The organism is Achromobacter semiaridum (assembly GCF_053543755.1).
Map to the genome: position 1 here is coordinate 103745 of NZ_JBLVOL010000015.1, position 17909 is coordinate 121653.

Here is a 17909-nt window from a genome sequence, read left to right on the forward strand (position 1 = left end):
CCGCGCCCCCACCCCCAGGAGGAAGCCCGCCAATGACCCGGCTTTTGCTGCCGCCGCTGCTACTGCTGGCGCTTGCCGGTTGCGCCACGGCGCCGCCATCGAACCCCGAGAACATTTGCGCGATCTTCCGAGAAAAGCCGGACTGGCACGACGCCGCCCTGAAGGTGCAGAAGAAATGGGGCGCACCCGTGCCGGTGCCCATGGCGATGATGTACCAAGAGTCCTCCTTCAAGCAGGACGCCGTGCCGCCCCGCTACTACTTCCTTGGCATCATCCCCTGGGGCCGCGTCAGTTCCGCCTACGGCTACGCCCAGGCCAAGGATGAAACCTGGGCCGACTACAAACGCGAAGCCGGCGGCTGGGGCTCAAGCCGCGACGACTTCGCCGACGCGCTGGACTTCATGGGCTGGTACATGAGCAAGTCGCAACGGATAAACGGCATCTCGAAGTGGGACGCCTACGGCCAGTACCTGAACTATCACGAAGGCTGGACCGGCTACCGCAACCGCAGCTACGACCGCAAGGCATGGCTGAAGACGGTGTCGCAAAAGGTGCAGGCACGCGCGGAGAAATTCACGTCGCAATACAAAAGCTGCGAAGGCGACCTGACGCGTGGGGGGTGGTTGTGGTGAGCCGATACCGACTGCCGCGCTGGCCTGGATCGCTATACAAAAACTCGCATAGTCGCCACATGAAAGGCCCAGAACTCGTCACCTTTTGGGGTACGGCACTTGACGATCCGCGGGCCTGCAAGTGCATATGACGATTCGGGAAGCAGTGTGATCGGCTGCTGAGACTTCCGTCCAAAACAAAAATCCCGGCCTGGGCCGGGATTTTTTTCGCTTGCGTGACTTAGCCTGCGGCGATCAGAAGTCCATGCTGGCCGACAGCAGGAACGTGCGCGGGCCGCCAAGGACCAGGTAGCCGTTGCCGGGGTAGCCGCCGACCGACGACCAGTAGTTGCGATTGGCGATGTTCTCGACGCGGGCACGCAGCGTCACGACGTGGCCGTCGACGTCCGTCATGTAGCGCAGGCCGGCGTCAAAGCGGGTCCAGCCGGGGACTTTGAGGGTGTTGGCGTCGTTGGCATAGGACGAGCCGGTGTAGACCATGCGGCCGTCGACGGCCAGGCCTTGCACGCCCGGGATATCCCATTCCACGCCCATGTTGGCCTGGAAGCGCGGCACGCCGATCACGCGATTGCCGTCCAGCGACGCGTTGCCGGTGGAGCGCTGTTCGGCATCCAGCCAGGTCAGGCCGCCCAGCACGCGCACGCTCTTGATCGGTTCGCCGTAAACGGTCAGTTCCACGCCTTGATGGCGGTCTTTGCCGGACGTGGTCAGCTCGTTGCTGGCGTTGTACATCGCGCGCGGCTTGTCGGTAGAGAACAAGGCCAGGCCGGCGCCAAGCCCCTCGCCTTCGTACTTCACGCCCACTTCTTTTTGCTTGGACACATACGGCTGAAGGCTCTGGCCAACGTTGGGCACGGGCTTGCCGTTGGCGTTGGCCGGCGCCGTCGGCCCGGCCACCAGGGCTTCGATGTAGTTGGCGTACAGCGACACGCTGGGCGCCACCTTGAAGACGATACCGGCAGCCGGCGAGTTGCGGCTGGCGTCATACGCGCCGTTTTCCTTGCCGGTGTTGTACGCGTAGTCGCGCTGCGACAAGCGTTGATGGCGGATGCCCAAGGTCAGCAGCACCTTGTCGTCCAGGAACGACATCGTGTCGCCCAGGGCGTAGCTGCTCATGCGCGTGCGTCCTTGCAAGGCGGGGTTATCGATATCGTTGCCTCGCAAAGCACCCGCGCTAAACGCCGGCTTGTCGTAGGAAATCGGATCGTAGATGTTCGTCGGATACGTGTTGGCGAAATCCATGATGTAGGCGTTCTTCTTCTTCAGATCGAAGAAGGAAGCCGACACCACCACTTCGTGGCCGACAGGGCCGGTGCGCAGCTTGGCACGCAGACCCAGTTCGCCGGTATTGACGCTGTCTTCACGCGTATTGTCAAAGCGGTAGAAGTTGCCCGCGCCCGTGCTGCCATTGGTCAACGTCACGTTGCCCAGCGAATTCGCCTCATCGCTGCGGCGGAAGCCGTATGCTGCCCAACCCGTCAGCTTGTCGCTGAAATCATGTTCCGCGCGCAGGGTGCCGAACACATCGCGTTCATTGGAATACGACCACGGCTGCGCATAGTTCGAGCTGGCGTCCGGTGCGTCGGGAACGGTGGTCACCGCCGAGCCCATCGTCACGTTCGGACGCGGCCGCTTCAGCTTGTTTTCCTGCCAGCCGATATCGCCCGACAAGCGGGTATCCGCCGACCGCCAGTCGATACCCAGGGACACCAGGCTGGTGCGCGAATGTTCGTCGTCGATCCCCGTGTCGCCACTGCGTTGCGCGGCATTCAGGCGGATGCCCGTGCTGTCGTCGGGACCGAAACGGCGCGCGATGTCGGTCGACAGCTGGAACTGGCCGCCGCTGCCCACGCCGGTGGTGACCCGCGTCAGCGGCTCGTTGGGTGCGCGCTTGGGCACCAGGTTGATCACGCCGCCGATGCCGCCGCCACCGGGCGTGGCACCCGTCAGGAAAGCCGTTGCACCGCGCAGCACTTCCACGCGTTCGAACAATTCGGTGGCGATGTACTGGCGCGGCAGCAGGCTGTACAAACCGTTGTACGCCACGTCGTCCGAACTCAGGATGAAGCCGCGAATGAAGTAGGACTCTTGGAAATTGCCGAAGCCGCGCGCCACGCGCACGCCGGAATCGTTCTGCAGGACATCGCCCACGCTGCGCGCCTGCTTGTCCTGGATCAGCTCGTTCGTGTAGCTGGTGATGCTGAACGGCGTGCTCATGTTGTCTTGCGTACCCAGGATGCCCACGCGGCCGCCCGTAGCCACCTGCCCGCCCGCAAAGGGCACGGCCAAACCGCCTGCCGAGGCGTCGGCGCTGGCTTCCACCTTGATGGCTTCCATCGACACGACGGAGCCACCGGCAGCGCCGGGTTGCGCGGGGACGGGGGTGGCGGTTTGAGCGTGGACGGCGCTGATGCACGGCAGCGTTGCGGCTACGCAGGCAAGTGTTCGAATTTTCATATCGGGGTCAGGGGACGGTAAGTACGCGTTGACGCGCGGAGAAACACACAATCCCGATGGAATGACGCGCGGAAAACGGCGTATCAGCTGGCACTACCGCAAAAGCCTGGCACCAGGCCCTGACCGAGCCCGTTCACCCAGGGGTCTTGAGGTCTTAAGGCGCAAATATTATCAAATCGATAATCATTCTCACTCGTCCCCGTTTTCGCTTTTGCGCGTCGTTGCGGTCGCGCAACACACAACCTTGATGGCGTCAGGGTCAAGTGGTGACCGGCTTGGGGCGGGTGCGACGACGTGGGGAGGTCGGCACGGTCGTGGCTGAGGTTGGGGCTGAGGTTGGGGCTGAGGTTGGGGCTGAGGTTGGGGCTGAGGTTGGGGCTGAGGTTGGGGCTGAGGTTGGGGCTGAGGTTGGGGCTGAGGTGGGGACTGCGGTCGGGGCTGCGGTCGTGGGTGTGGCAATGGCAGTGGCTGCGGGCACACCCCGCGCGGACACCCGTCCGACTGCCGGGCCGCCCACCAGCACGAAGTGCGCCGGCGCCCTGCCCGCCATCAACACCAACACGCCTTCTTCATTGCCCGCCGACGCCGACGCCGACGCCGACGCAGACGCGGACGCGGACGCGGTCAGCGCGCAGCCCGTGCCCAAGACAGCGAAGTCAGGATCGCCGCCCATCTGCTTGGGCAACGCCGGCGCGCCGGAGCGGCGGTGGCGCGCGCGCACGCCCAGCTCGCCGGACACGACATAAAGCCAGGCGTTCCAGCCGGGCGGCAACGGCACCAGCTGCGTCGCGCCCGGGCGCAGCCACCCATCCAGGACCAGCATCGACGCCGCCGTGACCAGCGGCGATTGCCAGCCACCGTGGTGGCCGGCGACCACGCGGATACGGCCTGCGTCGGTCTGGATCACCGGCATTTCCCAGCCCCGGATCAGCGTGGGCGCGGGATTGCCGGCATCGCTCGCATCGCAAGGCCCCACGACAATACGCAAGCCATTCAACCGCCATCCATCGGACCGAGCGCCGTTGGCGGGCTGGCGCACCCGAGTGGCGCCGGCATCCGCCCGCGCCCAGTGCAGGTCGCCCGCCTGCACGTCTTGCTCATCGCCGGCTGCGCCGGGGCCGAGCAGGCTGCCCCGCGTGTCCTCCAGCAGCAAGGTGGCGACGTGGCAGCCGGGGCGCGGCTCCGGCGGCCACGGGCCCGGCGCGGCCGAGGCCGTCATGTCGAAATGGTCGACCCTGATGACCGGAGAGCAGCCACGAGAAAAGTCGGTGTGGCCAAAGGCGCGCGTGGTGCAGGAATCGCCGGCCGATTCGGGCTGGCTCGCCGCGACGTTACTAAGATGAATAGTCAAAAAGGCGCTGCCTGGAGTGGGTCGCGCCAATGTGGAAAGGGGGTGGCGCCGACTGACGCAGAGCTTATGCGTTCCACCAGGCGGACAGTAGAGGCCAATTTCAGGAATATTTGTCATGCCGCACAGGACAATTCGCGCCCGCCTTCCCTTTTACGCCCCCCCCCCGCTCTATGTACCCGCACATTCATCACCTGGACGATTTGCTGCTCTTTAGCGAAGTCGTCGCCAAAGGCGGATTTTCGGCAGCGGCGCGTGTGTTGAATATGCAACGTTCCAAGCTGAGCCGGCGCGTGGCCGAACTTGAAGCGCGGCTGGGCGTGCGCCTGCTTCAGCGCAACACCCGCCGCGTGTCGTTGACGCCGATGGGCGAGCAGATTTACGTCCACGCCCAGGCGGTGGCGCGCGAGGCCCGTACCGCGTTCGACCTGGCGGCCTCTATGGGCGACACGCCCAGCGGCTTGTTGCGCATCACCGCGCCGTCGCCGCTGGCCGTGACACTGCTGGGCGAAATGGTCGCCCGCTTTTGCATCGCGCATCCCGGCGTGCGGGTGTTGCTGGACACTCGCGACGAAATCATCGACCTGGTGGGCGAAGGCTACGACCTGGCGTTTCGCGCGATGGGCGCCCCGCTGACGGATTCCCGGCTGATCGGTCGCGAGCTGGCACTGGTGCCGCTGACACTGGTAGGCGCCCCGGCATTGGCGCAGGCACGGCCGCGCCATCCCCGCGACCTGGCCGCGTTGCCGCTGCTGGCGCATGCCACGCAGGACAGCCGCCATACCTGGCGCTTCACCGGCCCGGCGGGCGAAACGGAATCACTGGAGTTCCAGCCGCGATGCCTGAGCAGCAACATGGCCACGCTGCGATCCATGGTGCGCGCCGGCCTGGGTGTGGGGCTGCTACCGCATTATCTGTGCGCCAACATGCTGGCCAGAGGCGAACTGATCGCCATCTTGCCCGGCTGGCAAGCCGCGCCGTCGCGCATCTACGCAATCATGCCGGCCCGCCGCGGCGAGCCCCTGGCATTGCGCCGGTTCTTGGAAATCGCGGCGGCTGAATTGCCGGCGTTGCTGGCGTGAGCGGGCCCGCGCGGATAGCGTGACCCCCGCCCCCGCCAAAAGGGTTGGGCCGCCCGCCGTATCAATCCAGCTTGATGTTGTTGGCCCGGATGACTTCGCCCCAACGCCGACGGTCGTCGCTTACATAAGCATCCGTCTCGGCTTGATCGCGCGGCGCCTGGATCACCAGGCCCAACGTCTGGAATCGTTCGCGAAAATCCGCTTGGCGCAGCACGTTCGCAATGGCCTGCTGCAACACAGCGGCCTCTTGCGGCGGCGTGCCCGCCGGCACCGCCACGCCGAACCAGGTCGCGGCGCGAAAATCCGGGAAGCCGCTTTCAGCAACCGTGGGCACGTCGGGCAGCACGGGCAGGCGCTCGGCCGTCGTCACCGCCAATGCCTTGATCTTGCCGTCTTTCACCAGCGGCAACGACGTGCTGATCACGTCCACCATCAGCTGCGTGTCGTTGACCATCAACGAGCTCAAGGCGGGCGCGCTGCCGTTGTAGGGAATATGCGCCACGTCCATGCCCGTGCGCGACTTCAGCAGTTCGGTGGCCAATTGCAGCGGGTTGCCGATGCCGACAGACGCGTAGTTCAGCTTGCCGGGATGCGCCTTGGCATAGCCCACGAACTGCGCCAGGGTGGCGGCCGGCACCTGCTTGTTGGCAACCACCACCAGCGGCAGTTCGGCCACTATCGACAACACGCGAAAATCGCGCTCGGCATCGTAGGAAATTTTGCGGTAAAGCGCCGGGTTCAACACCATGCTGGCATTGCTGGCCAACAACAAGGTGTAGCCGTCCGCCTGCGCGCGGGCCACCTGGGTAGCGGCAATCATGGTGTTGGCGCCTGGCTTGTTTTCAACGACAACCGGTTGCGCCAATTCGCGTGACAGGCGTTCGGCCAGCGTGCGCGACAACTGGTCTGCCGCGCCACCCGGCGTGTACGGCACCACCAGCTTTAACGGCCTGTCCGGAAACGCCGCCGCCCACACGGGTGCGGACGCCGACACGGCGCCGGCGCACAGCAGCACTGCCGCCGACGCGCGGCCTGCCCAACGGTTGATCTTCAACATGCTTGTCTCCCGAGTCTTTGGCGACTCTTATCTTGGTATGGGCCCCGCGCGCGTAAGCACACGGGGCAAGTCGATCTGCCCGCGCCTAGACCCGGCGTGCGTGGCCTTCCCAGAACTCGGCGCGCAGGCGGCGCTTGGCGATCTTGCCGTTGTCGTCGCGCGGCAACGCGGGGCGCAACAGCAGCTGGCGCGGCACTTTGTAGCGGGCGATGCGGGTGTCCAACCAACGCATCACATCCTGCACGTCCACATCGGCATCGGGCGCGGGTTGAATCAGGCCGAGCAGGCGTTCGCCAAATTCCGCGTCGGGCACGCCGAAAACGGCGCAATCGGCCACGCCGGGATACTGCGTCAGGTGGTGTTCAATTTCAGCGGGGTAGATATTCACGCCGCCCGATATCACCATGTCCGACTCGCGGTCGCACACGAACAGGTAGCCGTCCGCGTCCACATAGCCAAGGTCACCCAGACCGATCAGCCCGTCGCGTTCAATCGTTTGTCTCGCCTCGGGGTGGTTGCGGTACGTGAAGTCGGCATAGGCGGGCTGGCGGACATGGATATGGCCGATTTGGCCCGGCGCGCACGGGCTGCCATCGTCGGCATAGATGCGTACCTGCGCGGCGCCAATGGGGCGCCCCGCGCTGCCCGGCCGCGCCAACGCTTCGTGCGAATCGATCACGGTCACCATGCCGGCTTCGCTGGACGCGTAGGTTTCATGGACGACGGGGCCAAGCCAGTCAATCATGGCGCGCTTCAGATCCGGCGCGCACGGCGCCCCGGTCGAGGCCACGAAGCGCAACGACGACAGGTCAAAAGAGGCCCGCGTTTGCGCGTCCAGCTTTAGCAGGCGCACGTACATGATCGGCACGAGATACACGGTGTCGATGCGGTGCTGCTGGATCTGGCGCAGCACGTCGACGGGATCGAACCGGGGCATCAGCACCAGCGTGTCGCACACCCGCAAGGCCACCTGCGCGAACACGCTGGGCGCGCTGTGGTAGATGGGCGCGGGCAACAATGCGCGGCAGCCGGGCCGCAAGCCATACGCCTGCTCCACCACGGATTCGACGGCGGCCAGATGGTCGGCCAGGCGGTCCATCGGAAATGGCTGGCGCACCACGCCCTTGGGCCGGCCCGTCGTGCCGGACGTGTAGGCCATGTGCCCACGCGGCGCCACCAAGGGGCCGTCGTAACGCGGCTGTGCATCACGCCAGGCGTCGTAGTCGGCAGGGTCGCCGCTGTTGTCCGCGACGGGTCCGTGCGCCGCCGCTGTGGGCCCGGTCACACGCAACACGGGCAGGCCGGCGGGAAGCGCGCCCTGCGCCTGCCGCCACAGGTCGTCGTCCGCGATCAGCAGCCTGGCGCCGCTGTCGGTCACCAGAAAGGCAACCTCGTCGGCGGTGTAGTGCCAATTGATGGGGCAGTAATAACAACCCAGGCGCTTGCAAGCCTGGATGATTTCCAGATACGCCATGCCGTTGCGCAGCAGCACCGCGATGACGTCGCCTTCGCGCACGCCCATCGCGGCCAGGCCGGCGGCCACCTGCTCGCCTCGGCCGACCAGCACATCACGCGTCAGGCTGACATTGCCGGCGATGATGTGGCCGCTCATGCCGGCTTCCCGGCGCGTTGCGCCTTGTCTTGGGCGGTGCGGGCCTCGATGGCGGCGCGGGCGGCGGCCCAGTCCTCGTCGGACCAATCGAAGTACTGCTTGAAATACGCGCCGTTGGCCAGGTAGTCGCCCCCGTCCAGCGCAATGGTCTGTCCGTTGACCCAGTCGTTGTCCGGCGCCAGCAGATAAGCCGCGAGCTCGCCGATGTCGTGTCCCGTGCCCAGCCGCCGCATGGGGTTCTGCTGAGTCAGCACGTCCTGGCCGTCGCCGTTGGGACGCAGCCGCGCGGTCGCGCCCTCGGTCGGAATCACGCCCGGCGCAATCGCATTCAAGCGGATGCCGTGGCGGCCCCACTCGACGGCCAGGGATTTGGTCATGGCGTCGATGCCGGCCTTGGACATGGCCGACGGCACGACAAACGGCGACCCCGTCCATACCCACGTCACCACAATCGACAGCACCGCGCCCGGCATGCCGGAAGCGATCCAGCGCTTGCCCACCGCTTGCGTCATGTAGAAGGTGCCATGAAAAACCGTGTCGGCGATGGCGTTGAACCCCCGCGCCGACAGCTTTTCGGTAGGGCTGATGAAGTTGCCGGCGGCGTTATTGACCAGGCCGTCCAGGCCGCCGTGCGTGTCCCATATGCCCTGCACCATGGCATCAACCGCGTCGGCATCGCGAATATCGACAGCGTGCGCGTAGACCTGCGCGCCGTGCCGGGCTCGCAGCCCGGCTGCGGCTTCTTGGACCACGGACAGGCGGCGGCCGCACACGTGCACCGTGGCGCCCAGCGCCGCCAACCGTTCGGCCATGGCAAGCCCCAAGCCCGTGCCACCCCCTGTAATAAGGACGCGCTGCCCCTGGAACAGATCGCCGCGAAACATGCTTTGGGCCATGGTTTGTCTCCTTGTCGTGACTGCAATGCGCAATGGCGACCAGATTATCAACGCGTCGATACCGCGACAATCCTTCGGTCTGAGTAAACTCTGTTTCCTAACAGGCAACAATGACCCCTTCCCCATGGCCGCCCTGCCCGCGCTAGACCTGAACCTGATCCAGCTGTTCGTGACCATCGTGGAAGCCGGCACGCTAAGCGAGGCCGCCCTGCGCCAGGGCGTGACGCGGTCCCATGTCAGCCGCAACCTGCAAAAGCTGGAACGCACGTTTGGCGCGCAACTGATCCGGCGCACCACGCGCCGGCTTGAACTGACGCAGCAAGGCACGGTGCTTTACGAGCATGGGGCGCGCATGGCGCGCGAGGTGGAATCGGCGCGGCACGCGCTTCAGAAACTGGGCGCCGAACCCACCGGCCATGTCCGCCTGTCTCTGCCCACGGGGCTTGGCGAACTGGACGCGCTGCGCCCGTTGCTGGTGCGTTTTGCGCTGGAGCATCCCAGTCTTAGCCTGCGGGTGCTGTTCTCGAACCGCGTCAGCGACCTGATCTCGTCCGAGATAGATGTGGCGCTGCGTGTAATTTCGCAGCCGCCGCAAGACTATGTCGCGCGCGAATTGGGCGACGTGAAATGGCACCTGTGCGCCGCGCCCGGGTATTTGCAGCGCGTGGGCGCGCCGTCCCACCCGCGCGACCTGGGCCGGCTGGACTTCCTGTGCCCGCCCGGGGCCAAGCCGCGGACCACGCTGCGCTTGACCGGCCGCCGCGGCCAGACGCACGAAATCAAGCTGGCGCCACGGCTGCAATCCGAGTATTTCCCTTTTTTGGCCCAGGCCGCGCGCGACGGCGCGGGCGTTGCCCTGCTGCCCGCCTATATCGTCCAACCCGACCTGGAAGCAAACCGGCTGCGCGAGGTGCTGCCGGCCTACCGGGCACAGGGGCCGGGCGACAAGCTGTTCATCCTGACGTCACCCACGCCCTACCCGTCCACCGCGCAGCGCGCGTTGGTGGACTTTTTGAAGCGTGAACTGGAGCCTTTGCTGCGCGGCTTTCTGGCTTGATGGCGGGGCCCGTCGGGCTCGGGGGCGGCGTCCGTAGGAAAGCCCTGCTACAAGCTTGGGGTCTTGCGGGCTTGGGCCATGTCCGCCAAAGTAGGGGTTTTGCAAAGCCATATGTCTTGTGCGGACGGGTCGGAACTTTGACGTGCCGCCCAAGTCTTATATAAGATATAAGACATACGGTCGGGCGCGGGCTTGTGTCCCCTACAATGACAAACGCGCAAAAACGCCAGAAAATGCCGCCTGCGCTTGGGTAAAAAGCCGGGCAAAACCACGGAGTCCATCATGCCGCACAACACTCTAGACACCCTCAAGAATTTCAAGATCGGCAATAAATCCTGTCAGTACTATTCGCTGCCGGCGCTGGGCAAGTCGCTTGGCATCGATGTGCAGCGGCTCCCGGTATCGATCCGCATCGTTCTGGAGTCCGTGCTGCGCAACTGCGACGGCAAGAAGGTCACCGAAGAACACGTCAAGCAGCTTGCCAACTGGCAGGCCAACGCCCGCCGCGAAGATGAAATCCCGTTCGTGGTTGCCCGCGTGGTGTTGCAGGACTTCACCGGCGTGCCGCTGCTGGCCGATATCGCGGCCATGCGTTCCGTGGCCGACAAGATGGGCAAGAGCCCCAAGAGCATCGAACCGTTGGTGCCGGTCGACCTGGTTGTCGACCACTCGGTCATGATCGACTACTTCGGCACCAAGAATGCGCTGGACCTGAACATGAAGCTGGAGTTCAAGCGCAACCAAGAGCGCTACCAGTTCATGAAGTGGGGCATGCAGGCGTTCGACACGTTCGGCGTCGTGCCCCCGGGCTTTGGCATCGTCCACCAGGTCAACCTGGAATACCTGGCGCGCGGCGTGCACCAGGACAAGAAAAACAACGTCTATTACCCCGATTCGCTGGTGGGCACGGATAGCCACACCACGATGATCAACGGCATCGGCGTGGTGGGCTGGGGCGTGGGTGGTATCGAAGCCGAAGCCGGCATGCTGGGCCAGCCCGTGTACTTCCTGACGCCCGACGTGGTCGGCGTTGAACTCAAGGGCCAGCTGCGCGGCGGCGTCACCGCCACCGACCTGGTGCTGACCATCACCGAAATGCTGCGCCGTGAAAAAGTGGTGGGCAAGTTCGTTGAATTCTGCGGCGAAGGCACCGCCAGCCTGACCGTGGCCGAACGCGCCACCATCGGCAACATGGCGCCGGAATACGGCGCAACCATGGGCTTCTTCCCGGTTGACGAACGCACCATCGATTATTTCCGTGGCACCGGCCGCACCGAAGACGAAATCGCCGCCTTCGAAGCCTACTTCAAGGCCCAGAAGATGTTCGGCATCCCCGCCGCCCAGGACATCAACTTCACCAAGCTGCTGACCCTGGACCTGTCCACCGTCGCGCCGTCCCTGGCCGGCCCCAAGCGCCCGCAAGACCGCATCGAAATCGGCAACGTCAAGAACACCTTCATTGACCTGTTCTCCAAGCCGGTTGCCGAAAACGGCTTCAACCAACCCGCCGAAAAGCTGAACCAGACATTCACCACCAGCGCCGGCACCAAGATCAAGAACGGCGACATCCTGATTGCCGCCATCACGTCGTGCACCAACACGTCGAACCCCAACGTGCTGCTGGCCGCCGGCCTGTTGGCCAAGAAGGCGGTGGAAGCCGGCCTGAAGGTGCCCAAGCACATCAAGACGTCGCTGGCCCCCGGATCGCGCGTGGTCACCGATTACCTGACCAAGACGGGCCTGTTGCCCTATCTGGAAAAGCTGGGCTTTGACGTGGCCGCCTACGGCTGCACCACCTGCATCGGCAACGCGGGCGACCTGACTCCGGACCTGAACGAAGCCATCACCGGCAACGACCTGGTCTGCTCGGCGGTGCTGTCCGGCAACCGCAACTTCGAAGCCCGCATCCACCCGAACATCAAGGCGAACTTCCTGGCCTCGCCCCCGCTGGTTGTGGCGTACGCGCTGGCCGGCACGGTCACGCGCGACCTGATGACCGAGCCGGTGGGCCGTGGCAAGAACGGCGACGTCTGGCTGGGCGATATCTGGCCCACGTCCGAGGAAGTCGAAGCGCTGATGAAGCATGCGCTGGACCCGAAGGTGTTCGAGGCCAACTACGGCCAGGTCAAGAGCAACCCGGGCAAGCTGTGGGAGAACATCAAGGGCGTCGCCGGCGATACCTACAACTGGCCTGACTCCACGTACATCGCGGAACCGCCCTTCTTTGAAGGCTTCGACATGACGCCGGCCGCGATGCCCACCGTCAAGGGCGCGCGTGCTCTGGGCGTGTTCGGTGATTCCGTAACCACCGACCACATCTCGCCCGCCGGCTCTATCAAGGAATCGTCGCCGGCAGGCAAATGGCTGAAGGAAAACGGCGTGATGAAGGCCGATTTCAACAGCTACGGCTCGCGTCGCGGCAACCACGAAATCATGATGCGCGGCACCTTTGCCAACGTGCGCATCAAGAACCTGATGATTCCGTCGTTGCCCGACGGCAGCCGCTTCGAAGGCGGCGAGACCCTGTTCCAGCCCACGGGCGAACAGATGTCCATCTACGACGCGGCCATGAAGTACGTGGCCCAGGGCACCCCCACCGTTGTGTTCGGCGGCGAGGAATACGGCACCGGCTCGTCACGCGACTGGGCGGCCAAGGGCACGCAACTGCTGGGTGTGAAGGCCGTGATCACCCGCAGCTTCGAACGTATCCACCGCAGCAACCTGGTGGGCATGGGCGTGCTGCCGCTGCAATTCAAGGGCGCGGACAGCGTGCAGTCGCTGGGCATCACCGGCGAAGAAACGTACGACATTTCGGGCCTGGAAAATGGCATCAAGCCGATGCAGGACGTGACGCTGACGATCACCCGCAAGGATGGTTCGAAGCAGGACGTGACGGTGCTGCTGCGCATCGACACGCCAATCGAAGTGGACTACTACCTGCACGGCGGCATCCTGCCCTTCGTGCTGCGCCAGCTGCTGGCTGCCTGACGCGCGACGCGCCCGCAGTCGGGGCGCGATGCAAAAAGCCCCGGAACCTTGGCGGTTCCGGGGCTTTTTTATGGTCTTGGGCCGTGGCTATGGATCTGGGCCGTGTATCCGGGCTGTGTACCAGGGCTACGCACCCGCGCCTTCTATCCCCCGCCCCGCCGCCTCAATCGTCGAACTGATACGCGTCCATCGCCAACGCCCCATACGAAATTTCGTCGTTCAGGCGGGTGGCGCGGGCGTCGTCGCCGCCCGCCCCCAGCGCTACGTACAACGGCATCAAATGATCGTCGTGCGGATGCGCCTGCAATGCACCGGGCGCCCGCGCCTGCCAGTCCAGCAGCGCCGGCACGTTGTGCTCGGCCAGGTTACGCGCATACCACGCCTGGAACGCGGGGACGTACGCCACGGGCGCCGCGCTTTGCGGCATGCGGACATCGCGCAGATTGTGCGTCAGCGAGCCCGACCCGATGATCAGGATGCCCTCGTCACGCAGCGGCGCCAGCGCGCGGCCCAACGCCAGTTGGCCGGCGGCGTCGCGCCCCATGTCCAGCGACAGCTGCACCACCGGCACATCGACATCGGGATACAGGTAGCGCAGCGGCACCCACGCGCCGTGGTCCAGCGGACGGCGCGGGTCGCGCTCCGCGGAGATACCCGACTCGGCCAGCACCGCCTGAACACGATCGGCCAATTCGGGCGAGCCCGGGGCCGCGTATTGCAGCGCATACAGTTCAGGCGGAAAGCCGCCAAAGTCGTGCCACGCCACTTGCCGATCACGCGTGGACAGCGCCAGCCCTTCGCCCATCCAGTGGGGCGATACGACGAGGATGCCGCGCGGCTTGCGGCCTTGCGCGTGGCTCCATGCCGTCAGCACGGGGCCGGTGCGGCCGGGTTCAACGGCCAGCATCGGCGAGCCGTGGGAAACAAAAAGCGTAGGCCAACGCATGGCGCAGCCTCCTGTATAGAAATTCGACAAGGGATTGTCGAACTTTCGCGATCAGCAATAAACCCCCGTCGCGGGGATGCTCTGTTGCCAATGCGGCATCAATGGCGGGCGGTGCATCGCGCAGCGTGCCGCGCGGGCCTCTGAAGCCGGAAACCAATGCGACAACGCCGCGATGGGCGGCGAGCGGTAAACTACGTCGTTACACACTTACTGGACGTCCCTCGAAGTTATGGCCCGAACCCGCAGCCAATCCGCTCCCCGCATGACCCGCGACGCCACCCGTTTGGTGGCGCTGGCCCAATCGCTTAACCGCTCGGGCAGCCGCGTTGAAGACGTGTTTTGGGAGAACCAGCTTGGCGAAGCGATTCCCAAGCTGCTCAAGGCCGGGCAGGACGCCCCGCTGGAAGCGGCCCTGGACCACCTGGCGCAAAGCGATATCGGCGCCTACGAAGTCTTGATCGAGCAAGCCGAAACGCTGTCCGAATCGATGAAGATCGAGAAAAACGGCGTGGTATACGACGTATTGCTGATCGTTGCACCGATCGTGGCCTGGACGCGCTACGCCATCCCCACCGGCCCCGTTTCCGCCAGCGCCCAGCAGGCGCTGCTGGCCCAGTTGCATGGCCACGTGCTGTCCAGCCAGGCGCGCACCGCGCTGATGCCGGTGCTGGTCAGCGTGGACCAGATGCCGCGCACGTTCGGCGAAACCTGGCAGTGGCTGCAACGCCTGGGCTCGCAAGCCCTGGGCGCTGAAACCACCAAGCCCACGCTCAACACCGAGATCGAAACCGCCAACATGCTGGCCGACACGCGCTACATCATCGGCGCGGTGGCGGTGCCCGAAAACGCACCGATCTTCCGTTGGCAGGAAAGCCTGGGCGACGCCGACGCCACGCGCGACGCGTGCCAGCAACAGTGGGCCGCCCAGGCGCAACCCACGCTGGCCGCCCTGATGCCGGGCTGCGGCTTCGAAGCCCTGCTGCCCGACGCCTACTACGTCAGCAACCGCGAGGCCGACCGCCGCGTGCGTCCCTTGTCGCTACGCGCGGCCGTCAGTTGGCTGGAAGGCGCGGTCAACCTGGAAGCCTCGCAATTGCGCGCGGTCGTGGCCGGCTGTGGCGAAAACCGCATCGACGAATACCGCATCAGCTTCACGGCGCGCAGCAGCAACGACGTCTACTACGGCTGCGTGTGGCCTTTGTATGGCCGAGAGGAAGAGCTGCCGTCCGACGAAGGCCAACCCGACGTGGTCGATGAAATCGCCGCCTTGCTCAAGGAATACGGCGTGACGGAACTGCGCCGCATCCCCGGCGTGCTGCCGGCGGAATACTGCGAAGACTGCGGCGCGCCCTACTTCCCCAACCCCTTGGGCGAACTGGTGCACGCCGAACTGCCCGAGGACGCCGAAGCCGCGCCGGCCAAGTTCCACTAGTTTCACCAGGCCGCCATGCAAGCAGACATCTTTTGCCGGGTCGTCGATAACTATGGCGACATCGGCGTCTGCTGGCGGCTGGCCCGCCGGCTGGCCGCCGGCCGTGGCTGGGAGGTACGCCTGTGGGTGGACGACCTGGCCAGCTTTGCCCGCATTCAGCCGGGCATCTTCCCCGACGCCCCGCGCCAGGAGCTGGCCGGCGTGGACATCGTCCACTGGTCCGACACGCCCGACCTGGCCCTGACCGCCCGCGACGTGGTCATCGAAGCCTTTGCCTGCGACCCGCCCGAGGCGTTTCTGCACAGCATGCAACGCGTGCATCCCGCGTGGATCAACCTGGAATATCTAAGCGCCGAAGCCTGGGTGGAAAGCTGCCACGGCCTGCCCTCGCAGCGGCCGGACGGGCTGGTCAAACACTTTTTCTTTCCCGGGTTCACCGCAGCCACGGGCGGCCTGTTGCGCGAACCGGGCTTAAGCGCCGAACGTGACGCGCTGCAAGCGTCTATCGACCAGCAAAACGGGTTTTTGCGGTCGCTGCGGGTGGACGACGCCGTGCTGGCGCGCCGCCGCGATGGCGCCCGTACGGTATCGCTGTTCTGTTATCCCACGGCGCCCACCGGCGATTTGGTCCGCGCCCTGGCGGCGGATTCCTGGCCCAGCGTGCTGCTGGCTCCCGAAGGCGTGGCGCCGGGCCTGGAAGCCGCCTGCCGGGTGCCCGGCGCCCCGCTACTGGCCCGACTGCCCTTCGTGGCCCAACCCGACTTTGACCGCGTGCTGTGGCTGTCGGACCTGAATTTCGTGCGCGGCGAAGACTCGTTCGTCCGCGCCGCCTGGGCCGCGCGTCCCTTGGTGTGGCAAATCTATCCCCAGGACCAGAACGTGCACCTGGAAAAGCTGCAAGCCTGGCTAGCCCGCTATCCGGCCCCCGATTGTGCGCAGGGCCTGATCCGCGCCTGGAACCAGCCAGAGACTGGGCAAACTCAGGCCGCAATGACGGCGGCGCTGGTGCGGGACGCCTGGGCGGCATGGCAGGACGCCGCCCGCACCTGGGACGCAAGCCAGGCCGCGCTGCCGGATCTGGCCGAAAATCTGGCCGACTTTTGCGCAGACTTGGCCAAGAAACGTTAGAATAGAGAGTTTTCTGAGTCGCCCTGGATTTGTCGGGCCTCAACTATGACGCCTCCCGGGGTGTGCACGAAGCCGCAAGCCATGCGGCTTTTTGCAAGCACGGCGAGTGCACCTACCCCCCGGAGTTTTATCGATGAAAACCGCTCAGGAATTGCGAGTCGGCAACGTGGTCATGGTCGGCAAGGATCCCCTCGTGGTCCAAAAAGCCGAATACAACAAGTCTGGCCGTAACGCTGCTGTTGTGAAGCTGAAGTTCAAGAACCTGCTGACCGCCTCGGCCAGCGAATCGGTCTACAAGGCCGACGAAAAGTTCGAAGTTGTGCAACTGGATCGCAAGGAGTGCACGTACTCCTACTTCGGCGACCCGATGTACGTCTTCATGGACGAAGAGTACAACCAGTACGAAATCGAAGCGGAAAGCATGGGCGACGCCCTGAACTACCTGGAAGAAGCGATGCCCGTGGAAGTGGTCTTCTACGACGGCCGCGCCATCTCGGTTGAACTGCCCACCACGATCGTTCGCGAAATCACCTACACCGAACCCGCCGTGCGTGGCGATACCTCCGGCAAGGTCACCAAGCCGGCCAAGATCAACACCGGTTACGAACTGAACGTGCCGCTGTTCTGCGCCATCGGCGACAAGATCGAAATCGACACCCGCACGAACGAATACCGCAGCCGCGTTCAGTAATCTGAATCGGCAGCAGGTACGAAAAAGCCAGGCCCGCAATTCGCGGGCCTGGCTTTTTTTGTTGACACCCACCGGGGTTATTGCAGGCGCTCGTCGTCAAGAAAATCCGGCACGGCCATGATTTCGATGCCGTCTTCGACCAGCGCGGCGCGCTCTTCGGGCGTGGCCGTGCCGCGTATCGGGCGCTCGTCCGCGTCGCCCTCGTGGATGCGGCGCGCCTCTTCGGCAAAGCGCGGGCCAACGTTTTCAGTGTTGCGCAGCAAGGCGCGCACCTGTTTCATCACGATGGCCTGCACCGCGGCCATTTTTTCGGCGTCCGAGGCGCCGGCGGGCATCGCGGACGGACTGGCCGGCGCGTGCAGATGCGACACGTTCAGGCGCGGCGCCGACAAACGCTTGGTGATGCTGGCGGACCCGCAAACAGGGCACGTAACCAGGCCACGCGCCTGTTGCGCGTCGTAATCTTCGTGCGAACCGAACCAGCCTTCGAATACGTGGCTGTGTTCGCACTGGAGGTCAAAAACTTTGAGAGCCATGGTTGCCATATGGGGGTCTGCGGCAAGAATACAAGTATCCGGCCGGC

14 protein-coding genes are annotated in these 17909 nt (G+C 65.1%); 7 read left to right on the forward strand and 7 right to left on the reverse strand.

Annotation, left to right across the window (positions count from 1 at the left end; all coding sequences use genetic code 11):
• Nucleotides 1-32 precede the first annotated feature (32 nt).
• The gene (locus tag ACNPP0_RS04775) at nucleotides 33-632 is read left to right on the forward strand and encodes a transglycosylase SLT domain-containing protein (RefSeq protein ID WP_332608898.1); all 600 of its coding nucleotides are present in this window, start codon (nucleotides 33-35) and stop codon (nucleotides 630-632) included.
• Between the two features lie 234 nt (nucleotides 633-866).
• On the opposite strand, the gene ACNPP0_RS04780 is transcribed toward ACNPP0_RS04775, so the two are convergent.
• A complete protein-coding gene (locus tag ACNPP0_RS04780) occupies nucleotides 867-3089 on the reverse strand; it encodes a TonB-dependent receptor (protein WP_448705147.1) in 2223 nt (740 codons plus the stop codon).
• A 259-nt stretch (nucleotides 3090-3348) separates the two neighbouring features.
• Nucleotides 3349-4440: a pirin family protein gene (locus ACNPP0_RS04785; RefSeq protein ID WP_448705148.1), complete on the reverse strand. Its 1092-nt coding sequence runs from the start codon at nucleotides 4438-4440 to the stop codon at nucleotides 3349-3351.
• 170 nt (nucleotides 4441-4610) lie between these two features.
• On the opposite strand from ACNPP0_RS04785, the gene ACNPP0_RS04790 reads away from it, so the two are divergent.
• Nucleotides 4611-5519, forward strand: a complete 909-nt coding sequence (locus ACNPP0_RS04790) for a LysR substrate-binding domain-containing protein (RefSeq protein WP_332612021.1) — start codon at nucleotides 4611-4613, stop codon at nucleotides 5517-5519.
• A gap of 61 nt (nucleotides 5520-5580) precedes the next feature.
• On the opposite strand, the gene ACNPP0_RS04795 is transcribed toward ACNPP0_RS04790, so the two are convergent.
• From ACNPP0_RS04795 to ACNPP0_RS04805, 3 genes are all read right to left on the reverse strand, one after another.
• Nucleotides 5581-6576, reverse strand: coding sequence for a Bug family tripartite tricarboxylate transporter substrate binding protein (locus tag ACNPP0_RS04795; protein ID WP_448705149.1), 996 nt, complete (start codon nucleotides 6574-6576; stop codon nucleotides 5581-5583).
• An 85-nt stretch (nucleotides 6577-6661) separates the two neighbouring features.
• Nucleotides 6662-8188 (reverse strand): AMP-binding protein, encoded by a 1527-nt coding sequence (locus ACNPP0_RS04800; protein WP_448705150.1) that lies wholly within the window; start codon nucleotides 8186-8188, stop codon nucleotides 6662-6664.
• A complete protein-coding gene (locus tag ACNPP0_RS04805) occupies nucleotides 8185-9072 on the reverse strand; it encodes an SDR family oxidoreductase (RefSeq protein ID WP_448705164.1) in 888 nt (295 codons plus the stop codon). Before ACNPP0_RS04805 ends, ACNPP0_RS04800 begins: the two co-directional genes overlap by 4 nt.
• 136 nt (nucleotides 9073-9208) lie before the next feature.
• On the opposite strand from ACNPP0_RS04805, the gene ACNPP0_RS04810 reads away from it, so the two are divergent.
• A complete protein-coding gene (locus tag ACNPP0_RS04810; protein WP_448705151.1) occupies nucleotides 9209-10141 on the forward strand; it encodes a LysR family transcriptional regulator in 933 nt (310 codons plus the stop codon).
• 282 nt (nucleotides 10142-10423) lie between these two features.
• Nucleotides 10424-13129 carry an aconitate hydratase AcnA gene (gene acnA, locus ACNPP0_RS04815; RefSeq protein WP_448705152.1) on the forward strand — a complete coding sequence of 902 codons (2706 nt, stop codon included), beginning with the start codon at nucleotides 10424-10426 and terminating at the stop codon, nucleotides 13127-13129.
• Nucleotides 13130-13292: 163 nt separating this feature from the next.
• Here the strand turns inward: acnA and ACNPP0_RS04820 are convergent, their stop codons facing one another.
• A complete protein-coding gene (locus tag ACNPP0_RS04820) occupies nucleotides 13293-14075 on the reverse strand; it encodes a DODA-type extradiol aromatic ring-opening family dioxygenase (RefSeq protein WP_332612015.1) in 783 nt (260 codons plus the stop codon).
• A 229-nt stretch (nucleotides 14076-14304) separates the two neighbouring features.
• Here ACNPP0_RS04820 and ACNPP0_RS04825 point away from each other — a divergent pair, with 229 nt between their 5' ends.
• The 3 genes from ACNPP0_RS04825 to efp all read left to right on the forward strand — a co-directional run bounded on the left by ACNPP0_RS04825 (nucleotide 14305) and on the right by efp (nucleotide 17326).
• Nucleotides 14305-15507 carry a DUF2863 family protein gene (locus ACNPP0_RS04825; protein ID WP_332612014.1) on the forward strand — a complete coding sequence of 401 codons (1203 nt, stop codon included), beginning with the start codon at nucleotides 14305-14307 and terminating at the stop codon, nucleotides 15505-15507.
• A gap of 15 nt (nucleotides 15508-15522) precedes the next feature.
• Nucleotides 15523-16635, forward strand: a complete 1113-nt coding sequence (earP, locus tag ACNPP0_RS04830; RefSeq protein ID WP_448705153.1) for an elongation factor P maturation arginine rhamnosyltransferase EarP — start codon at nucleotides 15523-15525, stop codon at nucleotides 16633-16635.
• Between the two features lie 133 nt (nucleotides 16636-16768).
• The gene (gene efp, locus ACNPP0_RS04835) at nucleotides 16769-17326 is read left to right on the forward strand and encodes an elongation factor P (protein ID WP_046804079.1); all 558 of its coding nucleotides are present in this window, start codon (nucleotides 16769-16771) and stop codon (nucleotides 17324-17326) included.
• Between the two features lie 77 nt (nucleotides 17327-17403).
• Here efp and ACNPP0_RS04840 read toward each other — a convergent pair whose 3' ends face one another.
• Nucleotides 17404-17862 (reverse strand): DUF1178 family protein, encoded by a 459-nt coding sequence (locus tag ACNPP0_RS04840; RefSeq protein WP_448705154.1) that lies wholly within the window; start codon nucleotides 17860-17862, stop codon nucleotides 17404-17406.
• Nucleotides 17863-17909 lie beyond the last annotated feature (47 nt).